17 protein-coding genes are annotated in these 19,170 nt (G+C 73.1%); 3 read left to right on the top strand and 14 right to left on the bottom strand.

Annotated features, from left to right (window positions below):
• Window positions 1-98 precede the first annotated feature (98 nt).
• From pheT to infC, 7 genes are all read right to left on the bottom strand, one after another.
• Window positions 99-2,615 carry a phenylalanine--tRNA ligase subunit beta gene (gene pheT / locus ACGF8A_RS00880; protein WP_393102805.1) on the bottom strand — a complete coding sequence of 839 codons (2,517 nt, stop codon included), beginning with the start codon at window positions 2,613-2,615 and terminating at the stop codon, window positions 99-101.
• Complete coding sequence (gene pheS, locus ACGF8A_RS00875; RefSeq protein WP_393102803.1) at window positions 2,615-3,736, bottom strand: phenylalanine--tRNA ligase subunit alpha; 1,122 nt, start codon at window positions 3,734-3,736, stop codon at window positions 2,615-2,617. The genes pheT and pheS overlap by 1 nt, the downstream gene beginning before the upstream one ends.
• 173 nt (window positions 3,737-3,909) lie before the next feature.
• Window positions 3,910-5,046 carry an ATP-binding protein gene (locus ACGF8A_RS00870; RefSeq protein ID WP_393102801.1) on the bottom strand — a complete coding sequence of 379 codons (1,137 nt, stop codon included), beginning with the start codon at window positions 5,044-5,046 and terminating at the stop codon, window positions 3,910-3,912.
• A 53-nt stretch (window positions 5,047-5,099) separates the two neighbouring features.
• Entirely contained in the window at window positions 5,100-5,948 is an 849-nt protein-coding gene (locus ACGF8A_RS00865) for a TrmH family RNA methyltransferase (protein WP_393102799.1), read from the bottom strand.
• Window positions 5,949-6,049: 101 nt separating this feature from the next.
• Complete coding sequence (gene rplT, locus ACGF8A_RS00860; RefSeq protein WP_004933571.1) at window positions 6,050-6,433, bottom strand: 50S ribosomal protein L20; 384 nt, start codon at window positions 6,431-6,433, stop codon at window positions 6,050-6,052.
• A 97-nt stretch (window positions 6,434-6,530) separates the two neighbouring features.
• Window positions 6,531-6,725, bottom strand: a complete 195-nt coding sequence (gene rpmI, locus ACGF8A_RS00855; RefSeq protein ID WP_003977225.1) for a 50S ribosomal protein L35 — start codon at window positions 6,723-6,725, stop codon at window positions 6,531-6,533.
• Window positions 6,726-6,838: 113 nt separating this feature from the next.
• A complete protein-coding gene (gene infC, locus ACGF8A_RS00850; protein WP_393103169.1) occupies window positions 6,839-7,477 on the bottom strand; it encodes a translation initiation factor IF-3 in 639 nt (212 codons plus the stop codon).
• Between the two features lie 386 nt (window positions 7,478-7,863).
• Here infC and ACGF8A_RS00845 point away from each other — a divergent pair, with 386 nt between their 5' ends.
• On the top strand, window positions 7,864-8,211 hold the full coding sequence (locus tag ACGF8A_RS00845) for a DUF1844 domain-containing protein (RefSeq protein WP_393102797.1): 348 nt from the start codon (window positions 7,864-7,866) through the stop codon (window positions 8,209-8,211).
• Here ACGF8A_RS00845 and ACGF8A_RS00840 read toward each other — a convergent pair whose 3' ends face one another.
• Window positions 8,212-8,943, bottom strand: coding sequence for an SseB family protein (locus ACGF8A_RS00840; protein ID WP_393102795.1), 732 nt, complete (start codon window positions 8,941-8,943; stop codon window positions 8,212-8,214).
• Window positions 8,944-9,092: 149 nt separating this feature from the next.
• On the opposite strand from ACGF8A_RS00840, the gene ACGF8A_RS00835 reads away from it, so the two are divergent.
• Window positions 9,093-10,031 carry a serine hydrolase gene (locus tag ACGF8A_RS00835; protein ID WP_393102793.1) on the top strand — a complete coding sequence of 313 codons (939 nt, stop codon included), beginning with the start codon at window positions 9,093-9,095 and terminating at the stop codon, window positions 10,029-10,031.
• A gap of 619 nt (window positions 10,032-10,650) precedes the next feature.
• Here the strand turns inward: ACGF8A_RS00835 and mycP are convergent.
• Together mycP and ACGF8A_RS00825 are read right to left on the bottom strand one after the other, a co-directional pair.
• The gene (gene mycP / locus ACGF8A_RS00830) at window positions 10,651-11,823 is read right to left on the bottom strand and encodes a type VII secretion-associated serine protease mycosin (protein WP_393102791.1); all 1,173 of its coding nucleotides are present in this window, start codon (window positions 11,821-11,823) and stop codon (window positions 10,651-10,653) included.
• A complete protein-coding gene (locus ACGF8A_RS00825) occupies window positions 11,820-12,707 on the bottom strand; it encodes a hypothetical protein (protein ID WP_393102789.1) in 888 nt (295 codons plus the stop codon). Before ACGF8A_RS00825 ends, mycP begins: the two co-directional genes overlap by 4 nt.
• A 673-nt stretch (window positions 12,708-13,380) precedes the next feature.
• Between ACGF8A_RS00825 and ACGF8A_RS00820 the strand changes: the two genes are divergently transcribed.
• Window positions 13,381-14,583: an amino acid deaminase/aldolase gene (locus ACGF8A_RS00820; protein WP_393102787.1), complete on the top strand. Its 1,203-nt coding sequence runs from the start codon at window positions 13,381-13,383 to the stop codon at window positions 14,581-14,583.
• A 3-nt stretch (window positions 14,584-14,586) separates the two neighbouring features.
• Here ACGF8A_RS00820 and ACGF8A_RS00815 read toward each other — a convergent pair whose 3' ends face one another.
• From ACGF8A_RS00815 to ACGF8A_RS00800, 4 genes are read right to left on the bottom strand one after another with little or no spacing between them, the layout of a single operon-like run.
• Entirely contained in the window at window positions 14,587-15,522 is a 936-nt protein-coding gene (locus ACGF8A_RS00815) for a DUF2510 domain-containing protein (RefSeq protein WP_393103167.1), read from the bottom strand.
• Window positions 15,523-15,549: 27 nt separating this feature from the next.
• Window positions 15,550-16,341, bottom strand: coding sequence for a 3-oxoacyl-ACP reductase (locus ACGF8A_RS00810; protein ID WP_393102785.1), 792 nt, complete (start codon window positions 16,339-16,341; stop codon window positions 15,550-15,552).
• Entirely contained in the window at window positions 16,338-17,723 is a 1,386-nt protein-coding gene (locus ACGF8A_RS00805; protein WP_393102783.1) for an aldehyde dehydrogenase family protein, read from the bottom strand. The genes ACGF8A_RS00810 and ACGF8A_RS00805 overlap by 4 nt, the downstream gene beginning before the upstream one ends.
• Before the next feature lie 8 nt (window positions 17,724-17,731).
• Window positions 17,732-19,090, bottom strand: coding sequence for a glutamine synthetase family protein (locus ACGF8A_RS00800; RefSeq protein WP_393102781.1), 1,359 nt, complete (start codon window positions 19,088-19,090; stop codon window positions 17,732-17,734).
• Between the last annotated feature and the right edge of the window lie 80 nt (window positions 19,091-19,170).

The raw sequence follows: 19,170 nt of genomic DNA, 5'->3' as shown, positions 1-19,170 counted from the left end.
GCAAGATCCCACCCGAACGAGTGAGGTGATTCCGTAGCCCCCGGGGGCGGGGAACCGCGCGGCCGGCCATGACCGAACCCGCGGTCCCCCGCGGGGGTCTAGCTGCGCAACACCGCGCCCGTGCGCTCCGCGGCCAGCGCCACCGCCGCGTCCCGTGCCGCGGACGCCTCGTCGACGGTCAGCGTCCGGTCACCGGCCCGGAACCGCAGCGCGTACGCCAGCGACTTCCGGCCCGCGCCGAGCTGTTCGGCGTTCTCGTACACGTCGAACAGCCGGATGGACTCGAGCAGTTCGCCGGCGCCCTCACGCAGGGCGGCCTCGACGTCCGCGTGAGCGACCGCCTGCTCGACGACCAGCGCGACGTCCTGCGTGGCCACCGGGAAGGACGAGATGCGGGGTGCCTGCGGGGTGCCGTTCCCGGTCTCCTCCAGGGCGTCCAGGTTCAGCTCCGTCGCGCAGGTGCGCGCGGGCAGGCCCAGCGCCTTCACCACGCGCGGGTGCAGCTCACCGGCGTGGCCGACGACCCGCTCGGTGCCGCCGGCGACGACCACGAGCTCGGCGCAGCGGCCCGGGTGCCACGGGCCGTACCGGCCCTTGCGCACGACGAGTTCCGCACCCGCCTCGCGGGCGACCGTACGCGCGGCCTCGACGGCGTCGGCCCAGTCGCCCGGACGGCCCTTGCCCCACCAGCCGGCCTGCTCGCGGGCGCCCGCGAGGACGACGGCGACGTGGCGCGGCTGTTCGGGCAGCGCGGCATCGAGCGCGGCGATCTCCGCGTCGGTGGGCCGGCGGTCCACCGGCAGATGCGCGGCGGTGCCGCGCTGCTCATCCCGCGGCAGGAAGACCAGCCCGGTCTCGAACAGCGCGAGGTCGTGCGAGCCGCGGCCGTCGTTGCGGCGCAGCGCGCCGAGCAGGCCCGGCAGCAGCGACGTGCGCAGCGCGGGTTCCTCGTCGCTGAGCGGGTTGACCAGCCTGACCACGCGGCGGGCGGGGTCGGCGGCGTCCAGGCCGAGCTGGTCGAAGACCTGCTCGCTGACGAACGGGTAGTTCGGCGCCTCGACGTAGCCCGCGCCGGCCAGGGCCCGGCCGACCCTGCGGTGCAGCCGCTGCCGGTGGGTCAGACCGCGGCCCGACGGGGGCTTGGGCAGCGTGGAGGGCAGGTTCTCGTAGCCCTCCAGGCGGATGACCTCCTCGGCGAGGTCGTTCTGCTCCAGCAGGTCCGGCCGCCAGGACGGGACGGTGACGATCAGCTCGTCCTGCCCGTACACGTCACAGCCGATCTCCTGGAGCCGGCGCACGACGGTCTCCCGCCCGTAGCCGACGCCCGCGACCTTGTCCGGGTGGTCGGCCGGGACGGTGATGGTGTGCGGCGCGGACGGTGCCATGATCTCGGTGACACCGGCCTCGGCGGTGCCGCCCGCGAGCAGCACCAGCAGGTCGACCGTGCGCTGCGCGGCGGCCGAGGCGGCCTTCGGGTCGACGCCGCGCTCGAAGCGGCGGGAGGCCTCGGAGGACAGCTTGTGGCGGCGGGCGGTGCGGGCGATGGAGACCTCGTCGAAGTGCGCCGCCTCGATCACGACGTCGGTCGTGCCGCCCTCGGCGTCCTCGTGGTCCGCGATCTCCGTGTCGGCGCCGCCCATGACGCCCGCGAGTCCGATGGGGCCACGGTCGTCGGTGATGACCAGGTCCTCGGCGTGCAGCTTCCGCTCGACGCCGTCAAGGGTGACGATCTTCTCGCCCTCCGCGGCCCGGCGGACACCGATGGTGCCCTGGACCAGGGAGCGGTCGTAGGCGTGCAGCGGCTGGCCGAGCTCCATCATCACGTAGTTCGTGACGTCGACGGCGAGCGAGATCGGGCGCATGCCGGCCTTCTGCAGCCGGCGCTTCAGCCAGATCGGGGAGCGGGCCTCGGGGCGCAGCCCGGAGACCGTGCGGGCGGTGAAGCGGTCGCAGGCCATCGGCTCGGAGACCTTCACCGGGTAGCCGTAGGCGTTCGGCGCGGGGACGTCGAGCAGGGCCGGGTCGCGCAGCGGCAGGCCGTAGGCGATGGCGGTCTCACGGGCGACGCCGCGGATGGACAGGCAGTCGCCGCGGTTGGCGGTGACGGCGATGTCCAGCACCTCGTCGACCAGCTCGAGGAGCTCGATCGCGTCCTTGCCGACCTCTGTCTCGGGCGGCAGCACGATGATGCCCTTGGTGCCGTCGTCGCCCATGCCCAGCTCGTCGCTGGAGCAGATCATGCCGTGCGAGGTCTTGCCGTAGGTCTGGCGCGCGGAGATCGCGAAGCCGCCGGGCAGCACGGCGCCGGGGAGGACCACGACGACCTTGTCGCCGACGGCGAAGTTGCGGGCGCCGCAGACGATCTCCTGGGGCTCCCCGGTGCCGTTGGCCTGGCCGACGTCGACGGTGCAGAAGCGGATGGGCTTCTTGAAGCCCTCCAGCTCCTCGACGGTCAGCACCTGGCCGACGACCAGGGGGCCCTTGAGGCCGTCGCCGAGCTGCTCGACGGTCTCGACCTCCAGACCGGCCGAAATGAGCTTGGCCTGCACGTCCCGACCGGTCTCCGTCTCCGGCAGGTCGACGTACTCCCGCAGCCAAGAAAGCGGGACCCGCATCAGATCTCCATCCCGAACGGCCGCGTGAACCGGACGTCACCCTCGACCATGTCTCGCATGTCCTCGACGTTGTGGCGGAACATCAGCATCCGCTCGATGCCGAACCCGAAGGCGAAGCCGCTGTACTTCTCCGGGTCGACGCCGCAGGCGGTGAGCACCCGCGGATTGACCATGCCGCAGCCGCCCAGCTCGATCCAGCCCTCGCTGGAGCAGGTGCGGCAGGGCCGGTCGGGGTTGCCGACGGACTCGCCACGGCAGACGTAGCACACCATGTCCATCTCGGCGGACGGCTCGGTGAACGGGAAGAAGTTGGGCCGCAGCCGGGTCTTCATGCCCTCGCCGAACAGCGACTGCACCATGTGGTCGAGGGTGCCCTTGAGGTCGGCCATGGTCAGGCCCTCGTCGACGGCGAGCAGCTCGACCTGGTGGAAGACCGGGGTGTGCGTGGCGTCCAGCTCGTCGGTGCGGTACACGCGGCCGGGGCAGATCACGTAGACGGGCAGCTCGCGCTCCAGCAGGGAGCGGATCTGCACCGGCGAGGTGTGGGTGCGCAGCACGACGCCGGACTCGGTGCCGCCGCCCTCGCCCTGCACGAAGAAGGTGTCGGCCTCGCCGCGGGCCGGGTGGTCCGGGCCGATGTTGAGGGCGTCGAAGTTGAACCACTCGGCCTCGACCTGCGGGCCCTCGGCGACCTCGTAGCCCATGGCCACGAAGGCGTCCTCGATGCGCTCGGAGAGCGTGGTCAGCGGATGGCGGGCACCGGCGGGCACGCGGTCGTGCGGCAGCGTGACGTCCACCGCCTCCTCGACCAGCACCCGGGCGTCCCGCTCGGCCTCCAGTTCGGCCTGGCGGGCGGCCAGGGCCTTGCTGACGGCGCCCCGGGCCTGGCCGACCAGCTTGCCGGCGGCGGCCTTGGCGTGCGGGGGCAGAGCGCCGATCTCCCGGTTGGCCAGCGCCAGCGGGGAGGTGCCGCCGGTGTGGGCGACCTTGGCCTCCTGGAGCGCGTCGAGGGAGTCCGCGGCGGCGAAGGCGGCGAGCGCCTCGTCCCGCATGCGCTCGATCTCTTCCGGTTTCAACGCCTCGACCTCGACAGGGTCGTACGACTTATTGGGTGCCGACATCTCTTCCCGTGCTTCCGATTGGCTGGCTGAAGGCCCCGTCACCGACCGGCTGGGCCGTCCGTGGGACACAAAGGTGCCAAAGGCCGAGTCTAACGGGCTGAGGATGGACGAATGCGCCGTGGCCGTCGGGCCCACCCGTCATCCCCGCCGCCCTGTACGGCGCCGCGCGCGCCCTAGAATTCGAACGACGGCGCCGCCACGGGCAACGTGAACCGGAACTGCGCGCCGCCGCCGCGGGCGCGGCCGACCGTGATGGTGCCGCCGTGGGCCTCGACGATGCCCTTGACGATGTACAGCCCGAGGCCCGTGCCGCCGCGCTTGCTGCCCCGCCAGAAGCGGGTGAACACGCGGTTCATGGACTCCTCCGGGATGCCGGTGCCCTCGTCGCTCACGGTGACCGACGTGCCGGCGTCCTCTCCTTCGCGGGGGGACGCGGCGGGCGTGATGTCGATGGTGACGGTTCCCTCGCCGTGCCGCACGGCATTTTCGATGAGGTTGCTCAGCACCTGGTCGATCTTGTCGGGATCGGCCCACAGCGCGGGCAGTGGCTGTTCCAGGCGGAGCAGGAACCGGTCGGCGGGCAGGCCCGCCGCGACGTACGCCTGGATGTGCCGGCCGACGGCGGCGCCCATGTCGACGGGCTGGCGGCGCACCTCCAGCCGGCCCGAGTCGATCCGTGAGATGTCGAGGAGCTCGGCGATGAGCCGGGTGACGCGGTCGGCGTCGGCGTCGACGGTCTCCAGCATCAGCCGCTTCTGGTCGTCGGTGAACCTCTCCCACTTGGCCAGCAGCGTGGCCGTGAACCCCTTGACCGAGGTGAGCGGCGAGCGCAGCTCGTGGGCGACGGTGGCGATCAGCTCGGCGTGACTGCGCTCGGTACGGCGGCGGGCCTCGGTGTCCCGGAGCGAGACGACCACGCGGCGGACGGGTCCGGTGGGGCCGGTGCGGACGTAGCGCGCCGAGACGAGCACCTCACGCCCGCCCGGCAGCAGCAGGTTCCGCTCCGGCTGCCGCACCCGGGTGGCGAGGCCGCCGTAGGGGTCGGTCAGCTGCCACCAGCGCCTGCCCTCCAGATCCTCCAGGGGCAGCGCCTTGTCGAGCGGCTGCCCGAGCACATCGGCGGCGGCGACCGCGGTGATGCGTTCGGCGGCGGCGTTGAAGCAGATGACGTGCCCGTGCTCGTCGGCGACGACGAGACCGTCGGGCAGTTCGTCGGGGTCGATGCCGGGCCCGGCCGGTTCCCCGTACCGCGGCGCGGGCGGGCGCCGCACGTCCCGGCCCCCCGGAGCGCTGCTCGTGCCGACGCTCATCCGCGTACCCCACCTCTCAGACGGAGCAGGAGGCCCCCGAGCTGGCCACCCTACTAGCTCGCGGTGACGCTGCGGCAGCCTCCGGGGGCACGCTGTGCACGGGCCGACGCATAGAGGCATACGGCCGCGGCGGTCGCGAGGTTCAGGCTCTCGGCCTTGCCGTGGATCGGAACGCGCACCACGGCGTCCGCGAGGGCGCGGGTCTCCTCGGGCAGGCCCCAGGCCTCGTTGCCGAAGACCCAGGCGGTCGGGTCGCCCATGGTGCCCTTGTCCAGCTCGTCGTCGAGGTCGTCCTGCCCGGCCCCGTCGGCGGCGAGGATCCGCACCCCGGCGTCCTTCAGCCCGGCCACGGCCCGCTCGACGGGCACCCCGACGGCGACCGGCAGATGGAACAGCGACCCGACGGAGGCGCGTACGGCCTTGGGGTTGTACAGGTCGACGGAGGCGTCGGTCAGCACGACCGCCTCGGCGCCGGCGGCGTCGGCGCAGCGCAGCACGGTCCCGGCGTTGCCGGGGTCACGCACGTGGGCGAGGACGGCGACGAGCCGCGGCCGGGCGGCGAGGATCTCCTCGAAGGGTGTGTCCAGGAACCGGCAGATCCCCACCAGGCCCTGCGGGGTCACGGTCGTGGAGATGTCGGCGATGACCTCCTCGGAGGCCAGGTGCACCCGGGCGCCGGTGCAGCGGGCCTCGCCGATGATGCTGGCGTACCGCTCGGCGGCCTCCACCGTCGCGAACAGCTCCACGAGCGTCCCCGGCTGCGCCCCGGCCTCCCGCACGGCCTGCGGCCCCTCCGCGAGGAACAGCCGCTCCTTCCCCCGGAAGTTCCGCCTGGCCAGCCGCCGGGCGGCCAGGACGCGGGGGGAACGGGGGGAGATCAGCTCGGGGCTGACGGGGGGCATCTCGGCTCACCTTCACAACAGCTGCTCGGTCACACAAGAACGGACCCGCAGGGAAAACCCGCGGGTCCGTCACGTCACGTCGGCTCAGGCCGGCGCGGGCGTCACGCGGCCTTCGGCGCGTTGACGTCCGCCGGCAGCGCCTTCTGCGCGACCTCGACGAGCGCGGCGAACGCGGTGGCGTCGTTCACGGCGAGTTCGGCCAGGATCTTGCGGTCGACCTCGACGTTGGCGGCCTTCAGGCCCTGGATGAAGCGGTTGTAGGTGATGCCGTTGGCGCGGGCAGCGGCGTTGATGCGCTGGATCCACAGCTGGCGGAAGTCACCCTTGCGCTTCTTGCGGTCGTTGTAGTTGTAGACCAGCGAGTGGGTGACCTGCTCCTTGGCCTTGCGGTACAGGCGCGAGCGCTGACCGCGGTAGCCGGAGGCCTGCTCGAGGATCGCCCGGCGCTTCTTGTGGGCGTTGACTGCCCGCTTGACGCGTGCCACTTGTTAACTCCTTGTAGCGGGGCCGTGGTTGTCGTCACACGGCCCGAATTCGATGGGGTCCCGGTCCAGACGTACGACGCTCAGTGGCGCCCGTACGTCACTTGCCGAGAAGCTTCTTGATCTTCGCGGCGTCGCCCGGGGCCATCTCGGCGTTGCCGGTGAGGCGACGCGTCACGCGGGACGACTTGTGCTCGAGCAGGTGGCGCTTGCCGGCGCGCTCCCGGAGCACCTTGCCGGAGCCGGTGATCTTGAAGCGCTTGCTGGCACCGCTGTGCGACTTGTTCTTCGGCATAGCGCCGTTCTCTCCTCGTCGGTGGCGCTCCGGTGCCCGGTCGCGAAAACCGGGCACGGTGGAGCGTCGCTCTTGTTTCGGTTACGTCTCCTGGGGACTCTCGTCCCCCGGGGTCACGCCTCGGCGGGGGCCTCTGCCGGAGCCTCGGCGTCCGCGGCGTTCTGCGACTTGCCGGGGTTGGCCTTCGCTTCGGCCTTGCGGGCCTCCTGCGCCTGGCGAGCCTCGGCCATCGCCTCGGTCTTCTTCTTGTGCGGACCGAGAACCATGATCATGTTGCGGCCGTCCTGCTTCGGGTTCGACTCCACGAAACCGAGGTCCTGGACGTCCTCCGCGAGTCGCTGCAGCAGCCGGTAGCCCAGCTCGGGCCGGGACTGCTCGCGCCCACGGAACATGATCGTGATCTTGACCTTGTCGCCCTGCTTGAGGAACCGGACGACGTGACCCTTCTTGGTGTCATAGTCGTGCGGGTCGATCTTCGGCCGGAGCTTCATCTCCTTGATGACCGTGTGCGCCTGGTTCTTGCGCGCCTCACGGGCCTTCATGGCCGACTCGTACTTGAACTTCCCGTAGTCCATGAGCTTGCACACGGGCGGACGGGCGTTCGCCGCGACCTCGACCAGGTCCAGGTCGTACTCCTGCGCAAGCTCCAGTGCCTTAGCGAGCGGGACGATGCCCACCTGCTCGCCACTGGGACCGACAAGTCGCACCTCGGGAACGCGAATCCGGTCGTTGATGCGGGGCTCGGCGCTGATGGATCCTCCTCGGTAGCACCACGCGACGGTCTGGCGGACAGCCGCGTAACGTCTGTGTTCGTTCGACCGAACCGCGCCGAAGCAGAAAAAATGCCCCGGACGATCACAGGCGGGGGCTCCTCGAACTACCGGAGCGACCGCCGCGGTGACCGCGGGGCGCACTTTCGGGCGGTGTGCCGTCACGGAGGACGGGGCCGCCTGACCGGTGACCCGCCGCCCTCGGGGCGGTCAGGTGGGAGTTCGAAGCCTCCACTTGCAGGTCGGGCTCGTGAGCCGTGAGGCATACGTGTCCGACCGGTCGTTACACAAGGTTAGCAGCCTCGCCCGGAATCGGCTAACCGAGGCCGACTGGGGCCGGTTCTGCCTCTGCCCCTATGGTGAACGGCATGAGTGAAGAGACGCCCGACTTCAACGCCATGACCCGCGACATCGCCGAGGTCCCCGCGGTCGAGGTGATCGTCACGGTCGCCGTCAACCTGATGAGCGCGGCCGCGGTGAAGCTCGGTCTGACCGAGGAGGGCGAGAAGCACAAGGACCTGGACGAGGCCCGCAAGCTGGTCCACGCCCTCGCCGGCCTGCTGGACGCGAGCGCGACGGAGATCAGCTCGTTCCACGCGGCCCCGCTGCGGGACGGCCTGAAGTCCCTCCAGCTGGCGTTCCGCGAGGCCTCCCTCGTGGCCGACGAGCCGGGCCAGGGCCCCGGCGAGAAGTACACGGGCCCGATCTACGGCTAGTCACTCCCGCACGTACAGGGGCTCGCCCGGAGGGGTGGTCCCGGCCGGCAGGAGTGCCAGGTCGAGGCCGCGCACCAGGCGGGCCCTCAGTGTTTCGTCGGCCGCCATGCGCCGCGCCACCGCGCGCGCGGCATCGGCGGGGGCGGCGGCCGGGTCGAGGACGAGGGCCAGGGTGCCGTCCGCCTGCCCCGGTCCGAGGTGGGCGCGGAGCACGGCGGGCTCGGCGGCCACGGCGTCCCGTACCGCCGCGACGACCGCCGGGTCGGTGAGCGGGTCGGTGCTCGTGCGCCCCTCCGCCAGCGCCAGCAGGGCGGGACCGGTCAGCTCGAACGGCACGGGTCCGGCCAGGTCCAGCACGACCGTGTCCGCCTTCTCGTGCGCGGCGGCCCGCAGGGCCTGGTGCAGCGGTACGGCGACGGGGCGGGCCTGCGGGTCCCAGCGGGCCAGCGCGTCGGTGGACGTGAAGGCGGGCAGCGCGGTGCGGCCGGCGGCCTTCAGCGTCGGTACGGCCATGTCGCTGGTCTTCTCGCGGCGCAGCCCGTTCTCGTCCTCCTCGACCTCGCCGAGCACGGCGACCACCGGGACGAGCAGCCTGGCGCCCCGCAGCGCGGCCAGCACGGGTCCCACGGCGGTGCGGTCCCCGGCCCAGGCGGCGAGCGCCGAGCTCAGCCGGGGGTCGGCGGAGCCGTCGTCGTCGGAGAAGCCGGGGTCGGGAATGTTCTTGTTCGCCACGGTCCCCGACCCTATAGCGGGCGTCCTGCCGGGCTCGTGGGGGCCCGCGATCCAGGCCTCGACCCCCTTCAGGGGGCTCGCGGCCTGCGGTGACACAGATCTCACGCCCATCCGCTTCCCCGCACGCACGCCCTGCCCACCATGGAGGTATGGAGTTTCCCGCAGCCCGTCCCGCCCTGATCGGCGCCGCCCTCGCCTGCGCGGTCGCGCTGAGCGGTACGGCCTCGGGGGCGGCGTGCGCGACGCCGTGGGCGCATCCCGGGACCGTGCCGTCGGCCGGGGCGCCGTCGGAGCCGGTGCGCGCGAGCGGGGAGGCAGCGGTGGAAGCTGTGGGACGGCAGGCGGCGGACCGTGACGCCTTGCTGGCCGAGGCCGTGCGGGCCCTGCCGGCCGAGGACGGGGCGCAGGTGTCGGTGGCGGTGCTCGACCTGGACTCGGGCGCGAGCGCCGCGCACGGCGAGGGCGCCTTCGACACCGCGAGCATCGTCAAGGTGGACATCCTGGCGGCGCTGCTGCTCAAGGCGCAGGACGCCCGCCGGGATCTGACGGCGGCGGAGAAGTCTTACGCCGCCGCGATGATCGAGCGCAGCGACAACGACTCGGCGTCGGCCCTGTGGCGGACCATCGGCGGGGCGAAGGGGCTCAAGGCCGCGAACGAGCGGTTCGGGCTCACCGGGACCGAGGGCGGCGAGGGAATGCTGTGGGGGCTGACGCGGACCACGGCGGCCGACCAACTCGTCCTGCTGCGGCAGGTGTTCGAAGAGGATTCCGAGCTGAGCGCGGCCTCGCGGGCATATCTCCAGAAGCTGATGGGACGGATCGCCGACGGGCAGCGGTGGGGGGTGTCGGCAGCCGGGGACGGGGCGGCCGGGGCCCTGAAGAACGGCTGGCTGCCGCGCAGCGCGACCGGCCTGTGGAACATCAACAGCATCGGCCGGGTGACCGTCGACGGCCGTGCCTTCCTCGTGGCCGTGCTGTCGGACGGCAACACGACGAAGCAGAAGGGGGTTTCGCTGGTGGAGTCGGCGGCCTGTGCCGCCGTGTCCGTGTTCACCGACGGGGCCCGGGCGTTCGCGGCTGACGTCTAGCGGGCAGCCACCGGCGCACCGGCGGCAGTGGGGCCGGCGAAGGCCGTGTGGCGGGAGCGGCCTGTGATGCAGGGCCGTCGGGCCCGACACACACCGGACGGATGAGTGGCACGCAGGCGCGGCGGGGCGAGACGGCGTCCTCGGGCCGGCCGGCACCACGGCAGACCGTGGCACTGACGGCGATGATGTTCGCCGTGGCGACGACGTTCAAACGACCAGACCGTCGTCTCGATCGCCGCGCCCGACATCGTCCGCGAACTGGATCTGTCGTCCTCCGGCAGTGCTGACGCACATGACGAACAAGATGGTGACGGCACCCTGGGGTCGCGCGGCCTGCCCCGGCCGAGGCGCGGGAGATCGCCCGCCATGTCAGCGAGTCCGTCACGGGCAACGGCGACTCGCGCACGCCCACGGGGACGGGGCCCGCGGCCACGGCGTTGCGGGACGCGATGGACGCGGTGCGGACGGACTTCGCCGAGGCCGACCAGTGGGTGTTCTACGGCATGGCCGGGCCCTGGGTCTGGGGTTCCTGTGCGCCCCGCGCCATCCTGGCGGCCGCGCGGTGACGCCCGCAGCCGTGGGACGCGGAACCGGCCGCGGGCAAGCCCGCCGGGAGCCGCTAGAAGGCGTCGTACGCGCGCCGGGCCCGCCACAGCACGACCGCCGAGACCAGCAGGACGCCCCCCACGCTGCCGGCGAGGGGGCCCGCCCAGCGCGCGGTGCCGTCGTCGGAGCGGGCGGGTTCCGGGCCGGGACCGAAGTACTTCTCGCCGTACGACGCCGAGCGCAGGCCTTCGGGCTTCAGACGGCCGGCCTCCTCGATGGCGGCGGCCGGGTCGACGAAGCCGAAGCCGCGCGAGTCGTCACGGCCGTCGGCCGGGGCGTCGCGGGCGGTGTCCTCAAGGAGCCGTTTGATCTGGGCCGGGGTCAGGCCGGGGTGGGCCGCCTTGACCAGGGCGACGGCACCGGAGACGAAGGCGGCGGCGGCGCTGGTGCCCCAGCCCTCGTAGTACTTGCGGTCGGGGTCGGCGATGACGACGTCGACGCCGGGGGCGCTGACCGTCGCGTACCAGCGGCGGGTCGAGAAGGACGCGCGGGTGCCGAGGCGGTCGACGGCGGTCGCGGCGATCACGCCCGGGTAGGCGGCCGGGTAGGAGATGTGATCGCCCTTCTCGCCGCCGTTGCCGGCCGAGGCGACCACGACGGAACCCTTCTTCAGGGCGTACTGGACGGCCTCGTCCTCGGCCGGTTCGGGGTGTGCGGAGGCAGAGTCGTCGCCGAGGGAGAGGTTGATGACGTCGGCGCCCTGGTCCGCGGCCCAGCGGATGCCTTCGGCGAGGGCGTTGCCGCGGGTCTTGCGGGCCTTGGCACGGGCCGGGTCGCCGTCCTCCAGGATGACGCGGACGGGGAGGATCCTCGCCTCCGGCGCGACGCCCATGACCCCGTCGGCGTTGCCCGCGCCGTGGCCGTGACCGGCGATGATGCCGGCCATGGCGGTGCCGTGCCGGGCCCAGGCCCGCTCTCCGCGGCCCGCGCCGAAGCCGACCATGTCCTTGGTGGGCAGCACGTTGCCGGCGAGGTCCGGGTGGTCGTCGTCGACGCCGGTGTCCAGCACGGCGACGGTGACCCCGGCACCCTTGGTGGTCTGCCAGGCCTCCTCGGTGTGCAGGGCCTGAAGGGCCCACTGCTGGGCGCGGATGCCGTCGGCGTGGGCCGCGGTGGGCGGGACCAGGGCGACGGAGCAGGCGAGCAGGACGCCGAGCAGTCCCGCCCTGCGGGTCGTCGGCTTCATGACGACCGCTCCGAGGGCGAGGTGACGGACTTGCGCAGGCCCCGCTCCACACGGTCGGCGAGACCCTTCGCCTCGTGGCCGAGGCCCGCCTGGGCGGCGGCGGTGCCGGCGCCGGAGCGCATCGCGTCCCCGGCGGGCTGCGGCTCGTCGACGGTCCGGGCGTCGGCCCAGCCGGAGACGGCGTAGACCACGACCGGGGCGTCCGTGAGCACGGAAACCGTCCAGGAGGCCCGCTGCTCGTTGGTGAACCCGGCGGCGACGGTGTCCTGCGCGGCGTACGGGCGCGGCATCAGATCGGTACGCCGGTCCAGGTTGTCCTTGCCGAAGCGGCTGTCCAGCGAGCGCATCGCGGCGGCGTCGGCCTTGGTGAAGAGCAGGCCGACGGTGGTGACGTAGCTCTGGGTGGCGTCGGTGTAGGTGGCGCGCAGCAGACGCGCGCAGCCGACCGGGGCGAGGGCCTTGCGCAGCAGCGGGTCGAAGGCGCCGGCGCAGTCGCTGTCCGGGGCGACGGCGATACGCGTCCAGAGCCGGTCGGCGCCGCCGGGCCCGGCGCCGCGGCCCAGCACGGTGGGCGGGAAGAGCTCGTCGACGGGCACGCTGTGCCACAGGCTCCGGGCGGCGGCGTAGCTTCCCCGCTCACCGGCCTCCGCCGAGTCCCCGGCCAGCCAACTCCCGGCCACGGCGCCCCCGATGAGCCCGGCACCGAGGACGAAGCAGGCGGCGGCCGCGAGGGTGCGCCGCCGGACCGGAGCGCCGGACCGCCCTGGCCGCGCGGGTTCGTCGAACGTCTCGGGCTCACCGAAGCTGACCACGGGCCGCACCGAGCCGTGGGCAGCGGCGGAGGTCGGGTAGGCGCTCCAGGAGTGGACCGGGTCCGGGGTCACGGGCGTGCCGGGTTCCGCCGAGCCGGCCGCGGGAGCGCGCCCGGCCTCCGGTGGCAGCGGGCGCAGCCGCCGGGTCCTCTCCGCGGGGGTCTCGGCGGGCCGTGGCACCGGGGCGGGGCGGTGCCCCGGACGCGGCGGCGCGTCGGGGAAGCGCGCCGAGGCCGCAGGCGGAGGTGGTGTGACGGGACCGGCGTCCGTGTCCTGACCGTGCGGGGCACGGTGGGCCGGGAAGCGGGCACCCACGGGGGATGAGGCCCTTTCCGGCGACGTCTGTCCCGGACGCGAGGCGTCGCCCGGCAGCGACGCACCGGAGCGCGGGCCGTCGTCCCTCGCGGGCCGGCCCGCGGTGGCGTTCGGTGTCCTCGGCGGCCGGGCCGGGCGGGGTGGGGTCGTGGGGCGGGGCGGGATCGGGGCGTGCTGCGCTTCCGTGCTCATGCGCCCCCCGTTTCCTCGTGCCCGTCTCCTCGTACGCGGGCCACCCTCGCAAGTCGTCGCACGCAAGTACCCGCACGCGCGGACCGGCATCCCGGCGCGGCGGGCGGAGTCGTTCCTGCCTGCGTGCGCGTCACTCTACGGGTTGCCCGCGCCGATACGGGAACCAGTCCGCGAGGCCGGGGCATCTGCCCGGAACGTCCCCCTACCCTGCGGTAATCCTGTCTGGCAGGCTTCGTTCATGACTGCGCGCGCCGCCGACCGGGCCCGTTACGACCGGGCCACCGCCCGTCTCGACGCCCCTGTCGCGATCGTGGACCTGGACGCCTTCGACGCCAACGCGGACGACCTGGTCCGCCGCGCGGGCGGAAAGCCGGTCCGCCTCGCCAGCAAGTCCGTACGCTGCCGTGCCCTGCTCGAACGCGCCCTGGCCAGGGACGGCTTCGCCGGGATCATGTCGTTCACGCTCGCCGAGTCCCTGTGGCTGGCCCGCTCCGGCTTCGAGGACGTCCTCCTCGCCTACCCGTCGTCCGACCGGACCGGCTACGCCGAACTCACCTCCGATCCCAAGCTCGCCGCCGCCGTCACGGTGATGGTCGACGACCCCGCCCAGCTGGCCCTCATCGACGAGGCTCGGGACGGCGGCGGTGAAGTCGTGCGGGTCTGCCTGGAGTTGGACACCACCCTGAGGCTGCTCGGCGGGCGGGTACGCGTCGGTGCCCGCCGTTCGCCGCTGCACTCCCCCGCCGCCGTCGCCGACCTGGCCAGGGCGGTGGTCCGGCGGCCGGGTTTCGAGGTCGTGGGGATCATGGCGTACGAGGGCCATGTCGCCGGGGTCGGGGACACGGTCGCGGGGCGGCCGGTGCGCTCGCGGGCGGTGCGGCTGATGCAGGCCGCCGCCCGGCGTGAGCTGGCCGAGCGGCGCGCGGCCGTGGTGCGCGCGGTGCGGGCCGTGGTGCCGGGGCTCGAGTTCGTCAACGGCGGCGGCACGGGCAGCGTGCAGCACACGGCCGCCGAGGACGCGGTCACCGAGGTCGCGGCCGGGTCCGGGCTGTACGTGCCGCGGCTGTTCGACAACTACACGTCGTTCACCGGCCGTCCGGCGGCGCTGTTCGCGCAGCCGGTGGTGCGCAGGCCCGGTGTCGGCGTGGTCACCGTCCTCGGTGGCGGCTATCCGGCGTCCGGTGCGGCCGGGGTGGACCGGCTGCCGGTGCCGTATCTGCCCGAGGGGCTGCGGTACGACCCCCAGGAGGGCGCCGGCGAGGTGCAGACGCCGCTGCTCGGCTCACCGGCCGACGACCTGCTGATCGGTGACAAGGTGTGGTTCCGGCACGCCAAGGCAGGCGAGATGTGCGAGCGGTTCGACACGCTGCACCTGGTCGAGGGGGACCGCGTCACCGCGGCCGTGCCGACCTACCGCGGCGAGGGCCGCACCTTCCTGTGACGGTCAGCCGGCCGGGCTGATGCCGGTCCCCACCCCGCCGCCGGTGTCCGCGTCGCCGACGGGCCGGATCCCGTCGGTGATCCGGTCCATGTCGGCGAGCGGCGGCCCGTCCGGGCCGGCGTCGAACACGTAGCGCACGACGACCGGTGCCTCCGTTCCCACGCTGGACCGGAAGGCGAGGGACTGCACGTAACCGCCGGGCCCCTCGGCGGTGACGACCCGCCAGCGCACCAGGTATCCGGCGCGGCCCGCCACCGCGACCGGCCCCGACTTGACGACCCGGTGCGACTCGATGCCGCCGAAGGGGCGCCGGCCGAGGACGTCACGGTCGTACGCCTCGTCCGCGGCGTCCGCGATGTCCGCCTCGGCCAGTGCCTCGGGGGACGTCGCGGCGTTCTCGGTGGCCGTGCGGGAGAAGACCAGGCCGTGCCGGCAGGTCCCGGCGTCGGCCGGGCAGTCGTACGTCCCGTCGGTGGTCATCATGACGTGGTCCAGGCTGATGTTCTCCGGGCGGACCCAGCCGTCGAGCAACGGCAGCGTGATGCCGTTGAGTTGGTCGACCACGACATCCGGGTCGTCCCGGTCGTCCGGGTCGTCCGAGTCATCCGGATCGTCCGGGTCGTCCGTTGAGGGCGTGGGGGACGTGATGACCGTGGCGGTGGTGGTCGCCGGCGTGCTGACCGCCTGCGGGCCGCCGCCCTCGTCGTCCTCGCCGCCGGTCGTGACGACGGCGGCACCCGCGACCAGGGCGGCGGCCAGGAGCGCGCCCGCGACGGTGAGGGCCACGGCCCGGGCGCGCGGGGTCGTGGCGGGGCCGTTGGGGGACGGCCGGCCGGAGAGCCCGTACGCGCGCCGGTGCCCGGTCCAGGCCGTGCCGTCCCACCAGCGCTCGACGTGCGGGTCGGACGGGTCGCGGTACCAGCCGGGCGGAGGTGACATGCTCACCCCGGCACTGTAGGCCGACGGCTACAGCGGTGTGACGTACGCCCCCGAGATCCCGCCGTCCACCAGGAAGTCGGTGGCGTTGACGAAGGAGGAGTCGTCGCTGGCCAGGAACGCCACGGCGGCGGCGATCTCCTCGGCCTCGGCGAACCTGCCGAGCGGGATGTGCACCAGGCGGCGCGCGGCCCGCTCCGGGTCCTTGGCGAACAGCTCCTGGAGCAGCGGGGTGTTGACCGGCCCGGGGCAGAGCGCGTTGACGCGGATGCCCTCGCGGGCGAACTGCACGCCGAGTTCACGGGACATCGCGAGGACGCCGCCCTTGGACGCGGTGTACGAGATCTGTGAGGTGGCCGCGCCCATCCGGGCCACGAAGGACGCGGTGTTGATGATGGACCCCTTGCCCTGGCGGCGCATGTAGGGGATGGCGGCCTTGCAGCACAGGTAGACGGAGGTGAGGTTGACCTCCTGGACGCGCTTCCAGGCCTGAAGGCCGGTCTCCAGGATGGAGTCGTCGTCGGGCGGCGAGATCCCGGCGTTGTTGAAGGCGACGTCGACGCTGCCGTACGTCTCGTACGCCGTCCGGAACAGCGCCTCGACCTGCTCGGGGTCGGTGACGTCGACGTTCACGTAGATGCCGCCGGCCTCCTCGGCGGCCGCCTTGCCGCGCGCCTCGTCGAGGTCGCCGCAGACGACGTGCGCGCCCTCGGAGGCGAGCCGGCGGACGGTGGCGAGGCCGATGCCGCTGCCGGCTCCGGTGACGACGGCGGTACGGCCGACCAGCCGGCGGCAGATGTTCTCCTCGGGCGATGCGCTCACTGTGCGGGGCCTTCCGTGCGGGATTGCGTGCTGATGAAGACGTTCTTGGTCTCGGTGAAGGCGGCGAGCGCGTCCGGGCCGAGCTCGCGGCCGATGCCGGACTGCTTGAAGCCGCCGAACGGCGTCCAGTAGCGCACGCTGGAGTGGGAGTTGACGGACAGGTTGCCCGCCCGGACGGCACCCGAGACGCGCAGGGCGCGGCCGACGTCCCGGGTCCAGACGGAGCCGGCCAGGCCGTAGTCGGTGGCGTTGGCGAGGCGGACGGCGTCGGCCTCGTCGTCGAAGGGCAGGACGACGGCGACGGGGCCGAAGACCTCCTCGACGGTTACGCGCGCGTCCGGGCGGACGCCGGTCAGGACGGTGGGCGGGAACCAGAAGCCGGGGCCCTCGGGCGCCTTGCCGCGGATGCCGGGCGCGTCCGGGTCGACGTAGGAGCGGACGCGGTCCAGCTGGGCCCGGGAGATGAGCGGGCCCATGTCCGTGCCCGGGTCGGCCGGATCGCCCACGGTGACGGCCTCGACGGCGGGGGCGAGCAGTTCCAGGAACCGGTCGTAGGCGGTGCGCTGGACCAGGATGCGGGTGCGGGCGCAGCAGTCCTGGCCGGAGTTGTCGAGGAAGGACATGGGGGCGGCGGCCGCGGCGGCCTCCAGGTCGGCGTCGGCGAAGACGATGTTGGGGCTCTTGCCGCCGAGTTCGAGGGTGACGCGCTTGAGGAGGGCCGAGCCCTTGGCCAGCACCTGTTTGCCCACGGTGGTGGACCCGGTGAAGACGATCTTGGCGACGCCGGGATGTTCGACCAGGGCGTTGCCCGCGACCGGGCCGTGACCGGGGAGCACCTGGAACAGGCCCTCCGGCAGCCCCGCCTTAAGGGCGAGTTCGGCGAGCCGCAGTGCCGTCAGCGGCGTCGTCTCGGCGGGCTTGAGGAGCACCGCGTTGCCCGCCGCGAGGGCCGGTGCCGTGCCCCACGCCGCGATCGGCATGGGGAAGTTCCAGGGCGCGATGACGCCGACCACGCCGAGCGGTTCGAGGATCGTGACGTCGAGGCCGCCCGGCACCGGGATCTGACGTCCGGTCAGCCGCTCCACTCCCCCGGCCACGTAGTCGAGCAGGTCGCGGACGTTGCCGGCCTCCCAGCGCGCGTTGCCGATCACGTGCCCGGCCTCGCGGACCTCCAGCTGAGCCAGCTCTTCGATGTGTTCGTCGACCGTGACGGCGAACCGGCGCAGCAGACGGGCGCGTTCGCCCGGTGCCAGCGCGGCCCAGCCGGCCTGTGCCTTCGTGGCCCGTACGACCGCCGCGTCCACGTCCTGCGCCGTGGCGGCCGGGACGGAGGCGACGACCTCCTCCGTCGCGGGGTTGAGTACGTCGAGCAGTTGCGACACGTGATGCCTCACAGACGTTCGAAGGAGCGGCGCAGCTCCCAGTCGGTCACCGCGGCGTCGAAGGCTTCCAGCTCGACGCGCGCCATGTTGCGGTAGTGCGCGACCACCTCGTCACCGAAGGCGGCCTTGGCGATCGGGCTGTTGCCCCAGAGCTCGGCGGCCTCGCGCAGGGTGGTCGGCACCTGCGCGAAGCCGGCGGTGTACGCGTTGCCGGGGCACGCCTCGGGCAGTTCCAGCTTCTGCTCGACGCCGTACAGGCCCGCCGCCACCATCCCCGCCACCGCGAGGTAGGGGTTGACGTCGCCGCCGGGCAGCCGGTTCTCGAAGCGCAGGGAGTGTCCGTGGCCGACGACCCGCAGCGCGCAGGTGCGGTTGTCGTGCCCCCAGGCGACGGCCGTCGGGGCGAAGGACCCCGGCTGGAACCGCTTGTAGGAGTTGATGTGGGGCGCGTAGAGCAGCGAGAAGTCCCGCAACGCGGCGAGCTGCCCGGCGAGGAAGTGCCGCATGAGCTCGGACATGCCGTCCTCGCCGGGCATGGCGCTGCGGCCCTGGTCGTCGGCCAGCGACAGGTGGATGTGGCAGGAGTTGCCCTCCCGCTCGTCGTACTTGGCCATGAAGGTGAGCGACATGCCCTCCTGGGCGGCGATCTCCTTGGCGCCGGTCTTGTAGATCGCGTGCTGGTCGCAGGTGACGAGGGCCTCGGCGTAGCGGAAGACGATCTCGTGCTGGCCGGGGTTGCACTCGCCCTTGGCCGACTCGACGGTCATACCGGCGCCGGCCATCTCGTTGCGGATGCGGCGCAGCAGGGGCTCGACGCGGCCGGTGCCGAGGACCGAGTAGTCGATGTTGTACTGGTTGGCCGGTGTGAGCCCGCGGTAGCCCAAGTCCCAGGCCTGCTCGTAGGTGTCCCGGAAGACGATGAACTCCAGCTCGGTGCCGACCTGCGCGCTCAGGCCGAGCTCGGCGAGCCGGTCGAGCTGCCGGCGCAGGATCTGCCGGGGCGCGGCCACGACCGGGGAGCCGTCGGCCCAGGCGAGGTCGGCGACGAGCAGGACGGTGGCCTGGTTCCACGGGACGCGGCGCAGGGTGCTCAGGTCGGGGTGGAGGGCGAAGTCGCCGTAGCCGCGGTCCCAGGAGGACATCTCGTAGCCGTCGACGGTGTTCATCTCGACGTCGACGGCGAGGAGGTAGTTGCAGCCCTCCGTGCCGTGCTCCAGCACGTCGTCGAGGAAGAAGCGCGCGGCGAACCGCTTGCCCTGCAGTCGCCCCTGCATGTCCGGGAAGGCCAGGACGACGGTGTCGATCTCACCGCCCGCGACGAGGGCGTGCAGTTCCTCGACGCTGAGCGGGGGTGTGCGGTCTGCCACGGAGGGCCTCCTTGGGGCTTCTTCCGTCGTCTGCCGGCTGCTGTGAGGCTGTCGCCGGCCGGGCCGAGAGCCATAAGGTA

It is taken from the genome of Streptomyces sp. NPDC047706 (assembly GCF_043204795.1).
GTDB lineage: Bacteria > Actinomycetota > Actinomycetes > Streptomycetales > Streptomycetaceae > Streptomyces.
Note: the sequence above shows the minus strand (reverse complement) of the source record. Positions and strands in the feature narration are given on the sequence as shown.